This window comes from Pseudomonas tructae (assembly GCF_004214895.1).
Lineage (GTDB): Bacteria > Pseudomonadota > Gammaproteobacteria > Pseudomonadales > Pseudomonadaceae > Aquipseudomonas > Aquipseudomonas tructae.
In genome coordinates this window covers 4,279,302-4,296,912 of the sequence record NZ_CP035952.1, presented here as the reverse complement: position 1 = coordinate 4,296,912, position 17,611 = coordinate 4,279,302, and the positions used below count along the sequence as shown (strand labels likewise).

The window sequence follows — 17,611 nt, the reverse complement described above, 5'->3', positions numbered from 1 at the left end:
GCCTGCCGGTCGCCGCTACTGGAGAAAGAAAGCATGAGCAACTGGTTAGTAGACAAACTGATCCCTTCGATCATGCGTTCCGAGGTGAAGAAGAGTTCGGTCCCTGAAGGCCTGTGGCACAAGTGCCCGTCCTGCGAGGCTGTGCTGTATCGCCCGGAGCTGGAAAAGACCCTGGATGTCTGCCCTAAGTGCAACCATCACATGCGTATCGGCGCCCGCGCCCGCATCGATATCTTCCTGGACGCCGAAGGCCGCGCCGAGCTGGGTGCCGACCTTGAGCCGGTCGATCGCCTGAAGTTTCGCGATGGCAAGAAGTACAAGGACCGCCTGACCGGGGCCCAGAAGCAGACCGGTGAGAAAGATGCACTGATTTCCATGAGCGGTACCCTGCTGGGCATGCCGATCGTGGTCAGCGCCTTCGAATTCTCCTTCATGGGTGGTTCCATGGGTGCCATCGTCGGCGAGCGTTTTGTGCGTGCCGCCAACTATGCCCTGGAAAACCGCTGCCCGATGGTCTGTTTCTCGGCCTCCGGTGGTGCGCGCATGCAGGAAGCGCTGATCTCGCTGATGCAGATGGCCAAGACCTCGGCGGTGCTGGCGCGCCTGCGTGAAGAAGGCATTCCGTTCATCTCGGTGCTGACCGATCCGGTCTACGGCGGCGTTTCCGCAAGCCTGGCAATGCTCGGCGACGTCATTGTCGGTGAGCCCAAGGCGCTGATCGGCTTTGCCGGCCCACGGGTGATCGAGCAGACCGTACGCGAGAAGCTGCCAGAAGGCTTCCAGCGCAGCGAGTTCCTGCTGGAGCACGGCGCCATCGACATGATCATCCCGCGTCAGGAACTGCGTCAGCGCCTGGGCAACCTGCTGGCACAGATGATGGGCCTGCCGACGCCAACATTCGTCGCACCGGTCCTTGAGCCAATCGTCGTGCCGCCGGCGCCTGCCACCGTATGACCCAACGTACCCTTGGCGACTGGCTCGCCTACCTCGAGCAGTTGCATCCGTCGGCCATCGACATGGGCCTTGCGCGTTCGCAACAGGTCGCTGCGCGGCTCGGGCTGGGCCAGCCGGCGCCACGGGTAATCACCGTGACCGGCACCAATGGCAAGGGTTCGACCTGCGCCTTCGTCGCCGCTTTACTGCGCGCCCAGGGCCTCAAGGTCGGCGTCTACAGCTCGCCGCACCTGCTGCGTTACAACGAGCGGGTGCAGATCAACGGCACTGAAGCCGCTGATGAGCAACTGTGTGAAGCCTTTGCTGCCGTCGAGGCGGCTCGCGGCGAAATCTCCCTGACCTATTTCGAAGCCGGCACCCTGGCGGCGCTCTGGCTGTTCAAGCAGGCGGCGCTCGACGCCGTAGTGCTCGAGGTCGGCCTGGGCGGGCGCCTGGACACGGTCAATATCGTTGATGCCGACCTGGCGCTGGTCACCAGCATCGGCGTCGATCATATCGATTATCTGGGCGATACCCGCGAGTTGGTGGCCTTCGAGAAGGCCGGGATCTTCCGTCAGGGCAAGCCGGCCCTGTGTGGTGACCTCAACCCACCTCAGCCGCTACTCGACAAGGCCCGCGAGCTGGGCTGCCCGTTCTCTTTGCGTGGACGTGACTTCGACCTCGCCAGCAGCGACCGGTACTGGCAGTGGCGGGGCGTTGACAGTCGCGGGCAGGTGGTCGAGCTGCACGACCTGCCGCTGCTCGACCTGCCAATGGAAAACGCCGCCCTGGCGCTGCAGGCCTACCTGCTGCTCGACCTGCCGTGGGATGCCGCGCAGATTGCCGAGGCCCTGCGCAGCACGCGCATGGTTGGCCGCCTTGATCGTCGGGCGTTCACCTGGCAAGGCAAGCCTTTGACTATCCTCATGGATGTCGGGCACAACCCGCACGCCGCCGAGTACCTGGCTCAGCGCCTGGCTGCCCGGCCGGTGTCGGGCAGGCGCCTGGCGGTGTTCGGCTTGCTGGCTGACAAGGACCTTGAGGGCGTGATCAGGCCGCTGCGCAAGCAGGTCGAGGCCTGGGCCGTGGCGCCGCTGGATACTGCTCGCAGCCGGCCGGCAAGCGAGTTGCACGCGGCGCTGACGAACCTTGGTGCTGTCGTGCAGTCTTACACCAGTGTTGCACAGGCCCTGGAAGGGCAGTGCGCACAGGCAACGGCGGATGACGAAATCCTGCTGTTCGGATCATTTTTCTGTGTCGGCGAAGCCTTGCAGTGGCTCGACCGGCAGGCCACGGAGGACGGGGCAAATGGCATTGCTGGATAAAGTGGTCAAGCAACGGATGGTCGGAGCGCTGGTGCTGGTGGCGCTGGCGGTGATTTTCCTGCCGATGCTGTTCTCTCGCGAGGACGAAATGCGCCAGGTGCGTGTCGAAGCCCCAGAGGCCCCGGCTGCACCGACCCTGCCGCACGTGCAGGTGGAGCCGGTGCAGGTGCCGGAGCCGCAGGTCTTGCCTGAGGAGCCGGTGATCGTCGAGCAACCCGCTGCACCGGTGCAGGCACCGAGCACGCCGATTGCTCCAGCGCCAAGTGCCACACCCGTGCCGGCCCCGGCCCCGGCAGCACCGGTTGTCGCGGCAAAACCGGCCGCGCCAACGCCAGCCAAGGTGGAAACCAAACCGGCAGTCAAGCCAGCAGCGAGCAAGATCGACACCAACGGCCTGCCGGTCAGCTGGTCGATCCAGATGGCCAGCCTGGCCAACCGTGCCAGTGCCGACAACCTGCAGAAAACCCTGCGCAGCCAGGGTTACAACGCCTATATCCGTTCGGCCGAAGGCATGAACCGGGTGTATGTCGGGCCGTTGATCGAGCGCGCCGAGGCCGAGCGCCTGCGTGATGTGATCAACCGTCAGCAGAAGCTAAAGGGCTTTGTCGTACGCTTCCAGCCCGAGCGCAGTTGAATCCTTGCCGCCCGGCCCGCACCGGGCGCTAAATCACTGCTTACCGACAGCCCGTTGCTCTGGTAAAATGCGCCGCCTTATCCGTTTGCAGGCAACACTGTGGCATTTACCTGGGTCGACTGGGCGATTCTCGCGATTATCGCCATTTCTTCGCTGATCAGTCTCAAGCGCGGCTTTGTCAAAGAGGCCTTGTCGCTGCTTACCTGGATCATCGCCGGTGCCGTGGCCTGGATGTTCGGTGGCTCGCTGTCGCAGTACCTGGAGCCTTATATCCAGACGCCTTCGGCCCGGGTCATCGGCGGTTGCGCCATTCTTTTCGTCGCCACCCTGCTGGTGGGGGCCATGATCAATTTTCTCATCGGCGAGCTGATTCGCGTCACCGGGCTATCCGGGACCGATCGCTTCCTGGGCATGGCCTTCGGCGCCGCCCGCGGGGCCTTGCTGGTGGTCGTGGCGGTCGGGCTGTTGAGCCTGGGGCCGGTACAACAGGATCAGTGGTGGCAGGAGTCTCGCCTCCTGCCACAATTTCTATTGGTGGCTGACTGGTCGAAAAACCTCATTCTGGGGTTCACCAGTCAGTGGCTAGCCAGCGGGATCAGCGCACCGGCTGATCTCCCGTTCCAGGAACAGCTGCTGGGGCCCAAAACGCCTTGAGCGCTGTTCAGTCCAGTTTCATTAAGTAGGGGTTGCGTCGCATGTGTGGCATCGTCGGTATCGTCGGTAAGTCGAACGTCAATCAGGCGCTGTATGACGCGCTAACCGTCCTCCAGCATCGCGGCCAGGACGCTGCCGGTATTGTGACCAGCCATGATGGCCGGTTATTCCTGCGCAAGGACAACGGCCTGGTCCGTGACGTGTTCCAGCAGCGCCATATGCAGCGCCTGGTCGGTCACATGGGTATCGGCCACGTGCGTTACCCGACTGCGGGCAGCTCGACCTCGGCCGAGGCCCAGCCGTTCTACGTCAACTCGCCCTACGGCATCACCCTGGCGCACAACGGCAACCTGACCAACGTCGAACAGTTGGCCAAGGAAATCTACGAGTCCGACCTGCGCCACGTCAACACCAACTCCGACTCGGAAGTGCTGCTCAACGTCTTCGCCCATGAGCTGGCGGTGCGTGGCAAGCTGCAACCGACCGAAGAAGACGTGTTCGCTGCCGTCACCGACGTACACAACCGTTGCGTTGGCGGTTACGCCGTGGTGGCGATGATCACCGGCTACGGCATCGTCGGTTTCCGCGACCCCAACGGCATCCGTCCGATCGTGTTCGGCCAGCGTCACACCGACGAAGGCGTCGAGTACATGATCGCTTCCGAAAGCGTGTCCCTGGACGTGCTGGGCTTTACCCTGATCCGTGACCTGGCCCCGGGCGAAGCGGTGTACATCACTGAAGAGGGCAAGCTGCACACCCGTCAGTGCGCGACCAACCCGCAACTGTCGCCGTGCATCTTCGAGCACGTCTACCTGGCCCGTCCTGACTCGATCATCGACGGCGTCTCGGTCTACAAGGCGCGCCTGCGCATGGGTGAGAAACTCGCCGAGAAGATCCTGCGCGAGCGCCCTGACCATGACATCGACGTGGTCATCCCGATTCCTGACACCAGCCGCACCGCGGCGCTGGAACTGGCCAACCACCTGGGCGTCAAGTTCCGCGAAGGCTTCGTCAAGAACCGCTACATCGGCCGTACCTTCATCATGCCCGGCCAGGCCGCGCGCAAGAAATCGGTACGCCAGAAACTCAACGCCATTGAACTGGAATTCCGCGGCAAGAACGTGATGCTGGTGGACGACTCGATCGTGCGCGGCACCACCTGCAAGCAGATCATCCAGATGGCCCGCGAAGCCGGCGCGAAAAACGTCTACTTCTGCTCGGCCGCCCCGGCGGTACGCTTCCCTAACGTCTACGGCATCGACATGCCAAGCGCCCACGAGCTGATCGCACACAACCGCAGCACCCAGGATGTCGCCGAACTGATCGGCGCCGACTGGCTGGTCTACCAGGACTTGCCGGACCTGATCGAAGCGGTCGGCGGTGGCAAGATCAAGATCGAGCATTTCGATTGTGCGGTGTTCGACGGCAAGTACGTCACCGGCGACATCGACGAAGCCTACCTGGACAAGATCGAGCAGGCGCGCAACGACGCCTCCAAGGTCAAGAACCAGGCGGTCAGCGCGATCATCGACCTCTACAACAACTGAGTTAGGAGCAGCGGCATGACACAGGAATGGGATGCCGGGCGCCTGGACAGCGACCTCGAAGGGGTCGCTTTCGATACGCTGGCGGTACGCGCCGGCCAGCATCGCACGCCGGAAGGTGAGCACAGCGATCCGCTGTTCTTCACCTCCAGCTACGTGTTCCGTACGGCGGCCGATGCCGCCGCGCGGTTCGCCGGTGATGTTCCAGGCAACGTCTATTCACGCTACACCAACCCGACCGTGCGTGCTTTCGAAGAGCGCATCGCCGCCCTTGAAGGCGCCGAACAGGCGGTTGCCACCTCCACCGGGATGTCGGCGATCCTCTCGACCGTCATGGCCCTGTGCAGCGCGGGCGACCATGTACTGGTTTCGCAGAGCGTGTTCGGTTCGACCATCAGTCTGTTCGAGAAGTACTTCAAGCGCTTCGGCGTGCAGGTCGACTACGTGCCGCTGACCGATCTGGCCTGCTGGGACCAGGCGATCAAGGCCAACACCAAGCTGCTGTTCGTCGAATCGCCGTCCAACCCGTTGGCCGAACTGGTCGATATTGCCGCACTGGCCGAGATCGCCCATGCCAAGGGTGCGCAACTGGTGGTCGACAACTGCTTCAGCACCCCGGCCTTGCAGCAACCACTGAAGCTGGGCGCCGACATCGTCGTGCACTCGGCGACCAAGTTCATCGACGGCCAAGGCCGTTGCATGGGCGGTGTGGTGGCCGGGCGCAGCGAGCAGATGAAGGAAGTGGTGGGCTTTCTGCGCACCGCCGGGCCGTCGCTGAGCCCGTTCAATGCCTGGATCTTCCTCAAGGGCCTGGAGACCCTCAACCTGCGCATGCGTGCCCATTGCGCCAACGCCCAGGCCCTGGCCGCGTGGCTGGAGCAGCAGGACGGCATCGACAAGGTGCATTACGCAGGTCTTGAGAGCCATCCGCAGCATGCGCTGGCCAAGCAGCAGATGAGCGGCTTCGGTGCGGTGGTGAGCTTCGAGGTCAAGGGTGGCAAAGAGGGCGCCTGGCGCTTCATCGATGCCACCCGGTTGATTTCGATCACCGCCAACCTGGGGGACAGCAAGACCACCATCACCCACCCGGCAACAACCTCCCATGGCCGTCTGTCGCCGCAGGAGCGTGAGGCGGCCGGTATTCGCGACAGCCTGATCCGGGTTGCCGTGGGCCTGGAAGACGTCGTTGACCTCAAGGCCGACCTGGCCCGCGGGCTGGCGGCGCTGTGATCGACTGGTCGGTGGGCGACAGCAGCCATAACGGCCGCGTCGCCCTGGTCACCGGCGCGGCGCGGGGCATTGGCCTGGGTATTGCCGCCTGGCTGATCAGCGAAGGCTGGCAGGTGGTGCTCACCGACCTCGACCGTGCCCGCGGCGCGAAAGTGGCCAAGGTGCTCGGTGACAACGCCTGGTTCGTCGGCATGGATGTCGCCGACGAAACCCAGGTGATGACCGGCGTTGCCCAAGTGCTGGGCCAGTTTGGCCGGCTCGACGCCCTGGTGTGCAACGCGGCGATTGCCGACCCGCACAACACCACCCTCGAAAGCCTGAGCCTTGCGCACTGGAACCGGGTGCTGGCGGTCAACCTCGGCGGCCCGATGCTGCTGGCCAAGCACTGTGCACCGTACCTGCGTGCCCATTGCGGGGCGATCGTCAACCTGGCGTCGACCCGCGCCGGGCAGTCGGAACCTGACACCGAAGCTTATGCTGCGAGCAAGGGCGGGCTGCTGGCCCTGACCCATGCCCTGGCCATGAGCCTGGGCCCGGAGATTCGCGTCAATGCGGTAAGCCCTGGCTGGATCGATGCCCGTGATCCGGCCCAGCGCCGTGCCGAGCCCCTGACCGAGGCCGACCATGCCCAGCATCCGGCGGGCAGGGTAGGGACGGTAGAGGACGTGGCGGCGATGGTGGCCTGGTTGCTGTCGCGCAATGCCGGCTTCGTCACTGGCCAGGAATTCGTGGTCGACGGCGGCATGACCAAGAAGATGATCTACAAGTAACACTGCTTTTTTTGCCCTTTTTGAAAAAAACTTCAATGGGGGTATTGACTTAGGTTCGATACCTGCGTAAATTTCGCCACCTCAGCGAAGCACACGGGTGATTAGCTCAGCCGGGAGAGCATCTGCCTTACAAGCAGAGGGTCGGCGGTTCGATCCCGTCATCACCCACCACTTCCTGAGATGTTCCTGGTTCGACATGTTCGCAAGAAGATGTCACCTGAGAGGAACCGGACGATAGTCCACACTGCGCGGCGGTAGTTCAGTCGGTTAGAATACCGGCCTGTCACGCCGGGGGTCGCGGGTTCGAGTCCCGTCCGCCGCGCCATTATTCTCCAGATCGGTTTAACGACCGGTTTGAGGTTCCAGGGCTGAACAGCCTTGAAGCCAGATCCCAGTTTCAAGCAGGCGCAAGCCTGTACGATACGCAGCGGTAGTTCAGTCGGTTAGAATACCGGCCTGTCACGCCGGGGGTCGCGGGTTCGAGTCCCGTCCGCTGCGCCATCTTCGCTTCGAGGCCCTTGAACTCCTCGAAGCAGCAAAGAGAGCGACCTTAGGTTGCTTTTTTTGTGCCCGGGTTTGCAGCCTTTGCGCAGCCCGGGTGAGCACGACACGCAGCGGTAGTTCAGTCGGTTAGAATACCGGCCTGTCACGCCGGGGGTCGCGGGTTCGAGTCCCGTCCGCTGCGCCATATTGCAACACCAAAACAAGCGACCTCCGGGTCGCTTTTTTTGTGCCTGTGGATTTTGTATCCACTGTAGGAGCGGGCTTGCCCCGCGAAGAGGCCCGAATGACCAACACCCATCCCCCTGCAGCCGTTATGCTAGAGCCTCCAGTCTTCCACTGAGGTTCAGGATGAACAATCTTCAAGACTCGATTGCGGTAATCACCGGTGCTGGACGCGGCCTGGGTGCAGCCGTGGCTATCTGCCTGGCTGACGCCGGTTGCAAGGTGGTGCTCTGTGGCCGCAACGAGGCGGCGCTGGCCCAGGTCGCTGCCACCATCGAAACCCGCACCGCTCAATTACCGGCCACAGTCCAGGTCGATCTCGCCGACAGCGCCAGCGTCACCCGTGCCACGCACACCATCAGCCAACGCTTTCCCACCGTCGACCTGTTGATCAACAACGGCGCCATGTGGCTGGAGCAGAACGAGCAAGGCTATACGCCCGAGGACGTTCACGGCGTGATCAACGCCGCAGTCACCGGTACCTTCCTCTTCACCCAGGGCCTGCTGGCGTCCCTGGGCCGCTCCCGGCGCCCGGACATCGTCACCATTGGCTCGATCAGCGCTTTGCCCAATGCCGCCTTGCATAGCGTCTCAGTGCCGTTCTACGCTGCCAAGCAAGCCCAGCGCGCGTTGGCCGAGGGTTTGCACCAGCAACTGGCAGGCACGCCGATCCGCTCTGTGTGCGTGCACCCGCCATACTTGGACGATATCTCGCCGACTGAACCTGCCTGGGAGGCGGCCGCCCAGCGACAAAAGGGCGAGCGCGGCAGCAACCGTGACGTGGTCGAGGCGGTGCTGTTTGCCGTGACCCGGCCACGGCATATCAGCCTGTCGTCGATCGTTATCGACAGCGATGACGGCGGCCTGTTCGGCTGATCCACAGCTCAAACCCGAAAGCGTGCCACCAGTTGTTGCAGTTCACTACCCAGGCGTGCCAGTTGCACCGACGAGGCGGCAGTCTGTTGTGAAGCGGTCGAAGACTGTTCGGCTACATCACGCACGCTGAGCACGCTGCGGTTGATCGATTCGGCGACGGTGCTCTGCTGTTCGGCGGCGGTGGCGATCTGCAGGTTCATGGCCTGGATGCTGGTCACGGTGCGGGTGATGGCCTGCAGCTCGATGCCGGCCTGGTTGGCCAGCGCCACGGTGCCGCCGACCTGTTGCTGGTTGTTGAGCATCATTTCGGCGGCCTTCTGCGCGCCCTGTTGCAAGGAGACGATCAGCGCTTCGATCTGCGCTGTCGACTGCTGGGTGCGCTGGGCCAGCCCGCGCACCTCATCGGCCACCACGGCAAAACCGCGACCGGCCTCGCCAGCCCGTGCCGCTTCGATAGCGGCGTTGAGGGCCAGGAGGTTGGTCTGCTCGGCGATGGCGTTGATCACTGTCATCACCGTGCCAATGCGCTCGCTTTCTTCAGACAGCTGGCTGACCGCGCTGGCCGAGTTGCCGATGTCATCGGCCAACTGGCCGATCTGGTCCAGGGCCTGCTGCACCACGCGGTTGCCCTGTTTGGCCTGGTTGTCGGCCTGGCGCGTGGCTTGGTTGGCTTCTTCGGCGTTACGCGCGACTTCCTGAACGGTGGCGACCATCTCGCTCATTGCCGTGGCCACCTGGTCGGTTTCGACCTTCTGGCTGCTGATGCCGGTGCTGGTCTGTTCGGTGATGGTCGACAGTTGTTCGGCAGCGGTCGACAACTGGCGGGTGACCTGCCCGGCCTGGCCAAGCATGTCGCGCAGATTGCTGCTGCTTTGCGTCAGGGCCTGTAGCAGTTGGCCGAACTCGTCGCGGCGTGGTTCGCTGGCTATGCTGGTCAGGTCGCCTTCGCCAATGCGCCGGGCAAGCTCCACTGCCTGGCGCAGCGGATGGGTAACCTGGCGGATGATCAAGGCACTGATCAGCACGCCCAGCACCAGGGCGCTGAACAGCAAGGCGAGCATCAGGCTGCGGCTGTGGCTGGACTCCTCGGTGCTTTTCTGGTTTTGCAGGGTAATCAACTGGTTGATTGCCTCCAGGCCCCGGTACAGGGTGTCCAGCAGTTGGTCGTGCAAACGGGTCTGTAGTTGGGCGCCACTGGTGGTCGCTCTGAGTTGCTCGAACTGGTCCAGGTACTGCTTGAGCCCCTCGCCAGTGGCGTTGAGCAGGCGCTGTGAGTCGTTGTCTGTCAGGGCGGCCAGGTTTTCCTCGATCAACCGGCTGGCCTCCTGGTGGGCATGGACCAGTTGGCCGACAAAGGTGCTTTCGCGGCGTTGCTCGAAGCTCAGTTGGGCGGCGCGCATCTCATTGAGGTAGTCGAGGATGTAATTCACCGACACCAGGCGCTCAGCCCGTTGGGTCAAGGTGTTCAGGCTGCTGATGGCGGTGATGGCAAGCAGTGCCATCAATAACAGAATGGGCGAAAAGCCAAGCAGCAACTTGATTTTCACAGAGAGGTTTTTCACTGCGGCAACTCCTGTCGACGTGAGGAGTGAGCGATGGCTAGTTGCCAGCGTAGTCGCAAAGTGTGCAAGACAAAAGCCGGATGGATCCGATCGTTTAGTAGGGTTTTTGTGAGCTAAATGTGGGTTTGTCGACCAACGGTCAGCGCCCGCCCGCAGGGGGATTGTTGATCTCCTGGATGAATTTTCTGCGGTGATTGACAGCCTACGGTTTCAGCATTCCGTCGATGTGTTGCACAATAGGCACCGATCGTTTTCCTCAGGATGTGCAATGTCAAAGTCAACCGTCTGCAGTGCGCTCGGGCTGGCCCTTGTGCTGGCGGGTGTTTCCGGCTGTTCTTCGAAGAAGGCCGCCATTTACGAACACGAGAATTTCGACGACTCGGGTACCTTCTCGCGCAGCTTTGCGGTGAGTGAAGCCGGTACCTGCGAGGCCGCGCGCCGCGCCTTGCTCAGCCAGGGCTACATCATCACCAGCAGCGACGCCGGCCAGGTCAATGGCAACAAGAGCTTTCAGCAAACCGGTGATGCGCACCTGCAAATCAGCTTCAACGTGGTGTGCGCTCGTGACAGCGGCGACGAGCAGCGCTCGACCATGTTCGCCAACGCCCTGCAGGACCGCTACGCGCTGAAAAAATCCAACACCTCGGCCAGCCTCGGCGTAGGGGTGCTGGGTTCGGTGTCGATGCCGATCGGCTCCAGTGACGATTCGATGGTCAAGGTGGCCAGCGAGACCGTCACCTCGGCCAAGTTCTACGAGCGTTACTTCGCACTGGTCGAAAGCTTCCTGCCCAAGGAAGACAAGAAAAAGGCCGAGCCCAAGCCTACGGCCAAGCCGGCAGTGGAGCTGGGTGTGCCGGAGACGGCGCCGGTCGCTCCAGCCGCGGCCCTGGCGCCGACGCCTGCCCAGGAGGCCCCTGCGGCGGCTGCGGTACCGGTCAGCGAGCCTGCTCCGGCCCCGGCTGGCGAGGCACCTGCCGCGCCCGTGGTGGATGACAGCAGCGGCTCGCAGCCAGTGCCACCACCGGCAGAGGCCGCACCGATCAGCGTCCAGGACAGCACCACGCCGGCAGCCGTCGAGCCGACGCCAAGCGCTACCCCGGCAGCACCAGCTGACAGCACTGTGCAGGCGCCGCTGTAAATCCTCCAGGGTCTGCTACGTTGTTTTGATAAGCGTCATTGTCATTTTTCCTTCATCACGGCACTTTAGGCTCGTTGACGAATCTATGACATGAATGAGAAACGACGGAGCAGATGATGGACGACTATCAAGAAGAACTACTCGAATACCGCGCCAGTGAGCTCGACCCGGTCGAGCCCGCCGAAGACGCCACCGAGCTGTAATCAGCCGGTGCGCCGCTGACTGCGGCGAAATTCACCCGGGGTGATGCCGCTCCAGCGCTTGAAGGCGCGTTGAAAGGCCTCGGCCGAAGCAAATCCGAGCAAGTAGGCTATTTCGCCAAAGGCCAGTTCCGTGTCGCGGATATAGGTCATGGCCAGGTCGCGGCGGGTGTCGTTGAGGATTGCACGAAACTGCGTGCCTTCCTCGGCCAGCTTGCGTCGCAGGGTCCAGGTCGGCAGTTGCAGGTGCCTGGCCACTTCCTCCAGGTCCGGTTCCCGACCCCCGTTGAGCAGCGGCCCCAGCAGGTGGGCAATGCGCTCGCCCAGGCTGCGGATCCGCGTGCGCTGTTCAAGCTCTGCCTCACACAGTTGCAACAGGTGCTGCCAGGTGCTCGGGCAGTGCGCCGGGTTGCGCAGCGCCAGGCTCGCACGGCTGAGGCGTATCTGGTTGGTCTGCGCGGCAAATTGTACCGGGGAGTTGCTCAAGGCCTGGTACTGGGCGGCATAGGCGGGTGCCTCGAACTCGATCTCGACCCGTTCGGCCAGCACGGCTTGCCCGACCAGGCTCGACAGCTGGGCCAGCCAGCCGGCCAGCAGCGAATCCACCACAAAGCGGTTATAGGCGTTGTACGGGCTGATCGAATAGAACCGCAGCCAGGCGCCGCCGCTGTCTTCATGAAAGCTTGAATGCCCCCGGTAATTGGCCGCGTACAGCGGCTCGAAGCGCAGCAGGGCGCGCGCCGCATCGCCAACCGTCGGCGCTTGCGCCGCAGTGACGCCGGCCAGGCCCGCCTGGCTCAGGCGGCTGATGCGGCCCATATGCAACCCCAGGGCCGGGTCGGCGCTCAGCTCGATGGCGGCATGGCCCAGGTGCATGTAGCGCGGGATCGACAGGCGCGCACCGGCTTGGGCCAGGCGCGCCGGGTCCAGGCCATAGCGCTCGAGCAGTGGCGTCGGATCGATTGCGCGTTGCTGCAGGGTTTCACTCAGCGGCTGGATAAAGCCGACCGACAGCTCGCCCAGACGCACGCGGGGGCGGTTCATGGCCTACAACCAGACATTGAGCAGGCGTGCGCCCGGGCTGGCAGTGCCGGCGAAGTTCACCCCGTTGAGCTGGGCAAAGCCCTGGCCATCGGCGCTCACATCCCAGAAGCGTCCGCGCAGGAACACACTCATGCTGCTGACCTTGGCGGCATTGGCATCCAGGGTCAGGCGCTGCCAGGCATCACGCTCATTGACCTGGCCGGGCTTGAGGGCAAGCGAGGAGGCCAGCGGCTGGTGGCGGTTGCCACGCCAGGGCGCGTTCCAGCTGTCGTGACCGCTGAGGAACACCGGGTTGGCGACGATCTGGGCGAACTGGTTGACCAGTTGCTGCTGGTTGCTCGGGTACCAGCTGTCGCTGCCAACCAGCACGCCGAGGCGCCCGGCAGGGGTTTGCAGCACTTGCGGGGGCTGGTCGGTGCCGCTGCTGATAAAGCGCCGCACGTCGCTGTCCGGGTGCTGCTGCCGCTGTGGCTGGCCAAGCACCGAGCCGTCGCTGGCAAACACCAGGCTGGCGTTGTACAGGGCGCCAGAACCGATGCGCAGGGTGCCGCGCTCAACGTAGGGTTCAGGCAGGACAATGGAGCCGGCCACCAGGGTCACGCCAAACTCCTTGGCCAGGCCACCGAACAATTGCTGGTAGTCCTCGGCCATCTGCCCGGCTTTCATCCGCAGGTGGGCATCGGCGCGCCGGTCGTCACCCTCGGCGCCGAGCATGGCCAGGCCGTAGCGCAGCGGGTTGCTCAGCTCCAGCCATTGCAGGGCTTCGCGCTGTTGGGTGACCTGGTACAGCTCGTTTTTCTCGCCGCGGGCCCACAGCCAGGTGCCGATGTGTTCGGGCAGGATGACAATGGTCTTGGCGTTGACCAGGCCCTGGGCGCGGGCGTGCTCAAGGTAGGCGGCGAGCTTGCGGTGCAGGCGTTGCAGGCTCTGGTAGTCGCCGGGATACAGCTGCGGCTCGACCCCCAGCAGGTTGCCGTGGTCGGCCGGCACGCCTTCGCTCAGGGCCAGCTCGATGCGCAGGTCCGACAGGTAGTGCCCGGCCGGGCGCTGTTCGGTCCAGAACCCGTAGCCACTCAGGGCGGCAATGACAACCAGCGCCAGGGCGCTTAACAGAAGTTTTCGCATGAAACGTGACAGCGCCGACGAGGGATTCGGCCCTTAGGGTAGACCTCGGGTGCAGTAGGATCAATAACTTGTCACTTTCAGTCATTGAGCCGCGCCCGCTGGCTCTTTAATGTCGGCCTCAGATAACTGACGGGCCCCGCCAGCCTTGGCGAGGCGCCCGCATTCCGTGATTACGCTTGTTGTGGAGTTCACTATGGCCGCCGCTCAATACCCGCATTTGCTCGCCCCGCTGGACCTGGGTTTCACCACCTTGCGCAACCGCACCCTGATGGGCTCGATGCACACCGGCCTTGAAGAAAAGCCCGGCGGTTTCGAGCGCATGGCGGCCTATTTTGCCGAGCGCGCCCGTGGCGGCGTCGGCCTGATGGTGACTGGCGGCATCGGCCCGAACGTGGAGGGTGGGGTGTATTCCGGCGCGGCCAAGCTGAGCACCCCGGAGGAAGCCGATAAACATCGTATCGTTACCAAAGCAGTGCATGAGGCCGGTGGCAAGATCTGCATGCAGATCCTTCACGCCGGCCGCTATGCCTACAGCCCGAAATCGGTAGCACCCAGCGCGATTCAGGCGCCGATCAATCCGTTCAAGCCGCGCGAGCTGGATGAAGAGGGCATCGAGAAGCAGATCCAGGACTTCGTCACCTGTTCGCTGCTTGCGCAAAGCGCCGAGTACGACGGCGTCGAGATCATGGGCTCCGAAGGCTATTTCATCAATCAGTTCCTTGCCGCCCACACCAACCAGCGTACTGACCGCTGGGGTGGCAGCTACGAGAACCGCATGCGCCTGGCCGTGGAGATTGTCCGCCGTGTGCGTGAAGCGGTAGGGCCGAACTTCATCATCATTTTCCGCCTGTCGATGCTCGATCTGGTCGAGGGCGGCAGCAGTTGGGAAGAGATCGTGCAACTGGCCAAGGCTGTGGAACAGGCCGGTGCGACCCTGATCAACACCGGTATCGGCTGGCACGAAGCGCGGATCCCGACCATCGCCACCAAGGTGCCGCGCGCAGCCTTCAGCAAGGTCACCGCCAAGCTGCGTGGCGCGGTGCAGATCCCGCTGATCACCACCAACCGCATCAACACTCCGGAAGTCGCCGAGCAGATCCTTGCCGAAGGCGATGCCGACATGGTGTCGATGGCGCGGCCGTTCCTCGCCGACCCGGAGTTCGTCAACAAGGCCGCCGCCGGCCGTGGCGACGAGATCAACACCTGCATCGGCTGCAACCAGGCCTGCCTGGACCACACCTTCGGCGGCAAGCTGACCAGTTGCCTGGTCAACCCGCGTGCCTGCCATGAAACCGAACTCAACTACCTGCCGGTCACCCAGGTCAAGCGCATTGCCGTTGTGGGCGCAGGCCCTGCGGGCCTGGCTGCTGCCACCGTTGCGGCCGAGCGCGGCCATGAAGTGACCCTGTTCGATTCAGCCAGCGAGATCGGCGGCCAGTTCAACGTGGCCAAGCGCGTGCCGGGCAAAGAGGAGTTCTATGAAACCTTGCGCTACTTCAAGCGCAAGCTGCAGACCACCGGTGTCGAGTTGCGCCTGAACACCCGCGTCGATGCCGAGCAGCTGGCGGCGGGCGGCTTTGACGAGATCATCCTCGCCACCGGTATCGCGCCGCGCCTGCCGGCCATCCCCGGCATCGAGCATGGCAAGGTGCTGAGCTACCTGGACGTGCTGCTGCAGCGCAAGCCGGTGGGGCAGAAGGTCGCGGTGATTGGCGCCGGTGGTATCGGCTTTGACGTCTCCGAGTACCTGGTGCACCAGGGCGTGGCCACCAGCCAGGACCGCGAGGCGTTCTGGAAGGAGTGGGGCATCGATACTCATCTTGAAGCCCGCGGTGGTGTGGCCGGGATCAAGGCCGAGCCCCATGCGCCAGCGCGTCAGGTGTTCCTGCTGCAGCGCAAAAAGACCAAGGTCGGCGACGGCCTGGGCAAGACCACCGGCTGGATTCACCGCACCGGTCTCAAGAACAAGCAGGTGCAGATGCTCAACAGCGTTGAATACCTGAGCATCGACGACGCCGGTCTGCACATCCGCGTCGCCGAGGGCGAGCCGCAGCTGCTGCCGGTGGATAACATCGTCATCTGCGCCGGTCAGGATCCGCTGCGCGAACTGCAGGATGGCCTGATCGCCGCCGGTCAGTCGGTGCACCTGATCGGCGGCGCCGATGTCGCCGCCGAACTGGACGCCAAGCGCGCCATCAACCAGGGGGCGCGCCTGGCCGCCGAACTCTGATCGGCGCAGCGGGGCGGGCTGTCGGGCCCGCCTCGCTGTTACACTGCGCGCCCCTGGCAGCCCTGTTGTGCCCCGCCCATGATCGGCCGATTCGACGACCTTCCCCTCGCGCCCCTGCAACCCTTGCCCTTTGACTGGCTACGCCGCCATGGCGTGGAGCTGGCGGTGTTGCGCCTGGACCTGATCGACCCGCTGATCAGCGGCAACAAGTGGTTCAAGCTGCTCGAACACCTGCGGGTTGCCCAGGCCCAGGGTGCGCCCGGGGTGATCAGCCTCGGCGGTGCCCATTCCAATCACTTGCATGCCCTGGCGTCGGCCGGCAAACGCTTTGGTTTCGCCACCGTTGGCCTGTTGCGCGGGCACGCCCAGGACACGCCGACCGTGCGCGACCTGCAGGCCTTTGGCATGCAGTTGCACTGGCTCGGCTATGGCGGCTATCGCGAGCGTCATCAGCCGGGGTTCTGGCAACCTTGGCAGGCGCTTTACCCGGGCTGGCACTGTGTTGCCGAGGGTGGGGGCGGGCCCCTGGGCGCCAAGGGCTGTGGGCTGATTGTCGAGCAGGCGCAAGCGCAATTGGCGGCGCTGGGCTGGGCGGAGTACCACGGCTGGTGGCTGGCGGCCGGTACCGGTACCACCCTGGCTGGGATGGTCTTGGCCGAGGCGGGCAGGCACGAGGTCCATGGTGCCTTGGCCGTGCCGCTGGATCACGGCGTGCCCGAGGCTGTGCAAGCGTTGGTGGGCACAGCCGGTTACCACCTGCATGAGGCCTGCCGTGGCGGCTTTGGCAAAGTCGATGACGAGCTGTTGGCGTTCATGGCCGAGTGCGAGGCGCAGGCGGCCATGCCACTGGAGCCGCTGTACACCGCCAAGGCCTTGCTGGCGCTGCGTCGGGAGGTCGAAGCCGGCGCCTTTGGCCCCGGCACCCGGCTGATCTTTCTGCACAGCGGCGGCCTGCAGGGCCGCCGCGGTTTTGCCTAGTTGTTGCGCGGCAGCATGCGCAGCAGGGTGTTATCGCGCTGCACGTAGTGATGGAACAGGCCGGCAATTGCATGCAAGCCGATCAGCCAGTAGCCCCAGCTACCGATGCGCTCGTGCCAACCCTTGATGAACTTGGCCAGGTCCGGGTCCGGGGCGATCAGCGCCGGCAGCTCGAAGCCATAGAACGGGATTGGCTTGTTGGCGGCGCTGAGCAGCAGCCAGCCGGCCAGTGGCAGGCCGATCATCAGCAAGTACAGGGCCAGGTGCATCAGGTGCGCAAGGCCCGTCTGCCAGGCTGGCGGCGCCGGGATGATCGGCGGGGTGGGGCGGCCGATGCGCAGGGCCAGGCGCAACCAGACCAGCACGAATACCGTCAGGCCGAGCATGAAGTGCAGGTCTTTCATCAAGGCGCGCTCGGCGCTGTCCTTGGGAAACAGGCCGCGCAGTTCGATAAAGGCGTAGACCGCCGCCAGCAGCACCAGCATCAGCCAGTGCAGGGCAATCGACAGGCCGCCGTAGCGCGCCTGGTGTTGGCTCAGTGTCATGGGTGTTCCTCTTCATCAGGTCGAAGTCCGCGCTCTTGTGGCGCGGTCAGCTAACTGTAATCGCTTGCCAGCCGATTACCCGGCCATTGCAGCAGAA

Annotated in this window: 15 protein-coding genes and 4 tRNA genes; 15 read left to right on the top strand and 4 right to left on the bottom strand. The window is 64.0% G+C overall.

The window, feature by feature from the left end; translation table 11 throughout:
• Window positions 1–33 precede the first annotated feature (33 nt).
• The 12 genes from accD to EXN22_RS19535 all read left to right on the top strand — a co-directional run bounded on the left by accD (window position 34) and on the right by EXN22_RS19535 (window position 8,692).
• Window positions 34–954 (top strand): acetyl-CoA carboxylase, carboxyltransferase subunit beta, encoded by a 921-nt coding sequence (accD, locus tag EXN22_RS19590; protein WP_130265623.1) that lies wholly within the window; start codon window positions 34–36, stop codon window positions 952–954.
• Window positions 951–2,258, top strand: coding sequence for a bifunctional tetrahydrofolate synthase/dihydrofolate synthase (folC, locus tag EXN22_RS19585; RefSeq protein WP_130265622.1), 1,308 nt, complete (start codon window positions 951–953; stop codon window positions 2,256–2,258). The genes accD and folC overlap by 4 nt, the downstream gene beginning before the upstream one ends.
• Entirely contained in the window at window positions 2,242–2,892 is a 651-nt protein-coding gene (locus EXN22_RS19580) for an SPOR domain-containing protein (RefSeq protein ID WP_130265621.1), read from the top strand. Before folC ends, EXN22_RS19580 begins: the two co-directional genes overlap by 17 nt.
• A 99-nt stretch (window positions 2,893–2,991) precedes the next feature.
• A complete protein-coding gene (locus tag EXN22_RS19575) occupies window positions 2,992–3,546 on the top strand; it encodes a CvpA family protein (RefSeq protein WP_130265620.1) in 555 nt (184 codons plus the stop codon).
• A 41-nt stretch (window positions 3,547–3,587) separates the two neighbouring features.
• On the top strand, window positions 3,588–5,093 hold the full coding sequence (gene purF, locus EXN22_RS19570) for an amidophosphoribosyltransferase (RefSeq protein ID WP_115085991.1): 1,506 nt from the start codon (window positions 3,588–3,590) through the stop codon (window positions 5,091–5,093).
• A 15-nt stretch (window positions 5,094–5,108) separates the two neighbouring features.
• Window positions 5,109–6,320 (top strand): O-succinylhomoserine sulfhydrylase, encoded by a 1,212-nt coding sequence (locus EXN22_RS19565; protein ID WP_130265619.1) that lies wholly within the window; start codon window positions 5,109–5,111, stop codon window positions 6,318–6,320.
• An 11-nt stretch (window positions 6,321–6,331) separates the two neighbouring features.
• Window positions 6,332–7,090, top strand: coding sequence for an SDR family oxidoreductase (locus tag EXN22_RS19560; protein ID WP_177414082.1), 759 nt, complete (start codon window positions 6,332–6,334; stop codon window positions 7,088–7,090).
• Window positions 7,091–7,185: 95 nt separating this feature from the next.
• A tRNA-Val gene (locus tag EXN22_RS19555) sits at window positions 7,186–7,261 on the top strand.
• Window positions 7,262–7,338: 77 nt separating this feature from the next.
• Window positions 7,339–7,415, top strand: a tRNA-Asp gene (locus EXN22_RS19550).
• Between the two features lie 99 nt (window positions 7,416–7,514).
• Window positions 7,515–7,591, top strand: a tRNA-Asp gene (locus EXN22_RS19545).
• Window positions 7,592–7,701: 110 nt separating this feature from the next.
• Window positions 7,702–7,778 (top strand) — tRNA-Asp (locus tag EXN22_RS19540).
• A 164-nt stretch (window positions 7,779–7,942) separates the two neighbouring features.
• Window positions 7,943–8,692, top strand: coding sequence for an SDR family oxidoreductase (locus EXN22_RS19535; RefSeq protein ID WP_130265617.1), 750 nt, complete (start codon window positions 7,943–7,945; stop codon window positions 8,690–8,692).
• Window positions 8,693–8,700: 8 nt separating this feature from the next.
• Here EXN22_RS19535 and EXN22_RS19530 read toward each other — a convergent pair whose 3' ends face one another.
• On the bottom strand, window positions 8,701–10,254 hold the full coding sequence (locus tag EXN22_RS19530; protein ID WP_233281655.1) for a methyl-accepting chemotaxis protein: 1,554 nt from the start codon (window positions 10,252–10,254) through the stop codon (window positions 8,701–8,703).
• 268 nt (window positions 10,255–10,522) lie between these two features.
• Here EXN22_RS19530 and EXN22_RS19525 point away from each other — a divergent pair, with 268 nt between their 5' ends.
• Window positions 10,523–11,392 carry a DUF2242 domain-containing protein gene (locus EXN22_RS19525; protein WP_130265616.1) on the top strand — a complete coding sequence of 290 codons (870 nt, stop codon included), beginning with the start codon at window positions 10,523–10,525 and terminating at the stop codon, window positions 11,390–11,392.
• Between the two features lie 203 nt (window positions 11,393–11,595).
• Here the strand turns inward: EXN22_RS19525 and EXN22_RS19520 are convergent, their stop codons facing one another.
• The gene (locus EXN22_RS19520; protein WP_130265615.1) at window positions 11,596–12,636 is read right to left on the bottom strand and encodes an AraC family transcriptional regulator; all 1,041 of its coding nucleotides are present in this window, start codon (window positions 12,634–12,636) and stop codon (window positions 11,596–11,598) included.
• Between the two features lie 3 nt (window positions 12,637–12,639).
• On the bottom strand, window positions 12,640–13,761 hold the full coding sequence (locus EXN22_RS19515) for a nitrilase-related carbon-nitrogen hydrolase (protein ID WP_130265614.1): 1,122 nt from the start codon (window positions 13,759–13,761) through the stop codon (window positions 12,640–12,642).
• Window positions 13,762–13,954: 193 nt separating this feature from the next.
• On the opposite strand from EXN22_RS19515, the gene EXN22_RS19510 reads away from it, so the two are divergent.
• Both EXN22_RS19510 and EXN22_RS19505 read left to right on the top strand, forming a co-directional pair.
• A complete protein-coding gene (locus EXN22_RS19510; protein WP_130265613.1) occupies window positions 13,955–15,991 on the top strand; it encodes an NADPH-dependent 2,4-dienoyl-CoA reductase in 2,037 nt (678 codons plus the stop codon).
• 78 nt (window positions 15,992–16,069) lie between these two features.
• On the top strand, window positions 16,070–16,969 hold the full coding sequence (locus EXN22_RS19505) for a 1-aminocyclopropane-1-carboxylate deaminase/D-cysteine desulfhydrase (protein ID WP_130265612.1): 900 nt from the start codon (window positions 16,070–16,072) through the stop codon (window positions 16,967–16,969).
• Here EXN22_RS19505 and EXN22_RS19500 read toward each other — a convergent pair.
• Complete coding sequence (locus tag EXN22_RS19500; RefSeq protein ID WP_130265611.1) at window positions 16,966–17,514, bottom strand: cytochrome b; 549 nt, start codon at window positions 17,512–17,514, stop codon at window positions 16,966–16,968. The two genes, EXN22_RS19505 and EXN22_RS19500, sit on opposite strands and share 4 nt — an antisense overlap.
• Between the last annotated feature and the right edge of the window lie 97 nt (window positions 17,515–17,611).

Bases quoted from the DNA above. Each gene is read 5' to 3' on its own strand.
- EXN22_RS19525 (WP_130265616.1), top strand. From the start codon at position 10,523: ATGTCAAAGTCAACCGTCTGCAGTGCGCTCGGGCTGGCCCTTGTGCTG.
- EXN22_RS19565 (WP_130265619.1), top strand. From the start codon at position 5,109: ATGACACAGGAATGGGATGCCGGGCGCCTGGACAGCGACCTCGAAGGG.
- purF (WP_115085991.1), top strand. From the start codon at position 3,588: ATGTGTGGCATCGTCGGTATCGTCGGTAAGTCGAACGTCAATCAGGCG.
- EXN22_RS19520 (WP_130265615.1), bottom strand. From the start codon at position 12,636: ATGAACCGCCCCCGCGTGCGTCTGGGCGAGCTGTCGGTCGGCTTTATC.
- EXN22_RS19515 (WP_130265614.1), bottom strand. From the start codon at position 13,761: ATGCGAAAACTTCTGTTAAGCGCCCTGGCGCTGGTTGTCATTGCCGCC.
- EXN22_RS19510 (WP_130265613.1), top strand. From the start codon at position 13,955: ATGGCCGCCGCTCAATACCCGCATTTGCTCGCCCCGCTGGACCTGGGT.
- folC (WP_130265622.1), top strand. From the start codon at position 951: ATGACCCAACGTACCCTTGGCGACTGGCTCGCCTACCTCGAGCAGTTG.
- EXN22_RS19500 (WP_130265611.1), bottom strand. From the start codon at position 17,514: ATGACACTGAGCCAACACCAGGCGCGCTACGGCGGCCTGTCGATTGCC.
- EXN22_RS19535 (WP_130265617.1), top strand. From the start codon at position 7,943: ATGAACAATCTTCAAGACTCGATTGCGGTAATCACCGGTGCTGGACGC.
- accD (WP_130265623.1), top strand. From the start codon at position 34: ATGAGCAACTGGTTAGTAGACAAACTGATCCCTTCGATCATGCGTTCC.
- EXN22_RS19580 (WP_130265621.1), top strand. From the start codon at position 2,242: ATGGCATTGCTGGATAAAGTGGTCAAGCAACGGATGGTCGGAGCGCTG.
- EXN22_RS19505 (WP_130265612.1), top strand. From the start codon at position 16,070: ATGATCGGCCGATTCGACGACCTTCCCCTCGCGCCCCTGCAACCCTTG.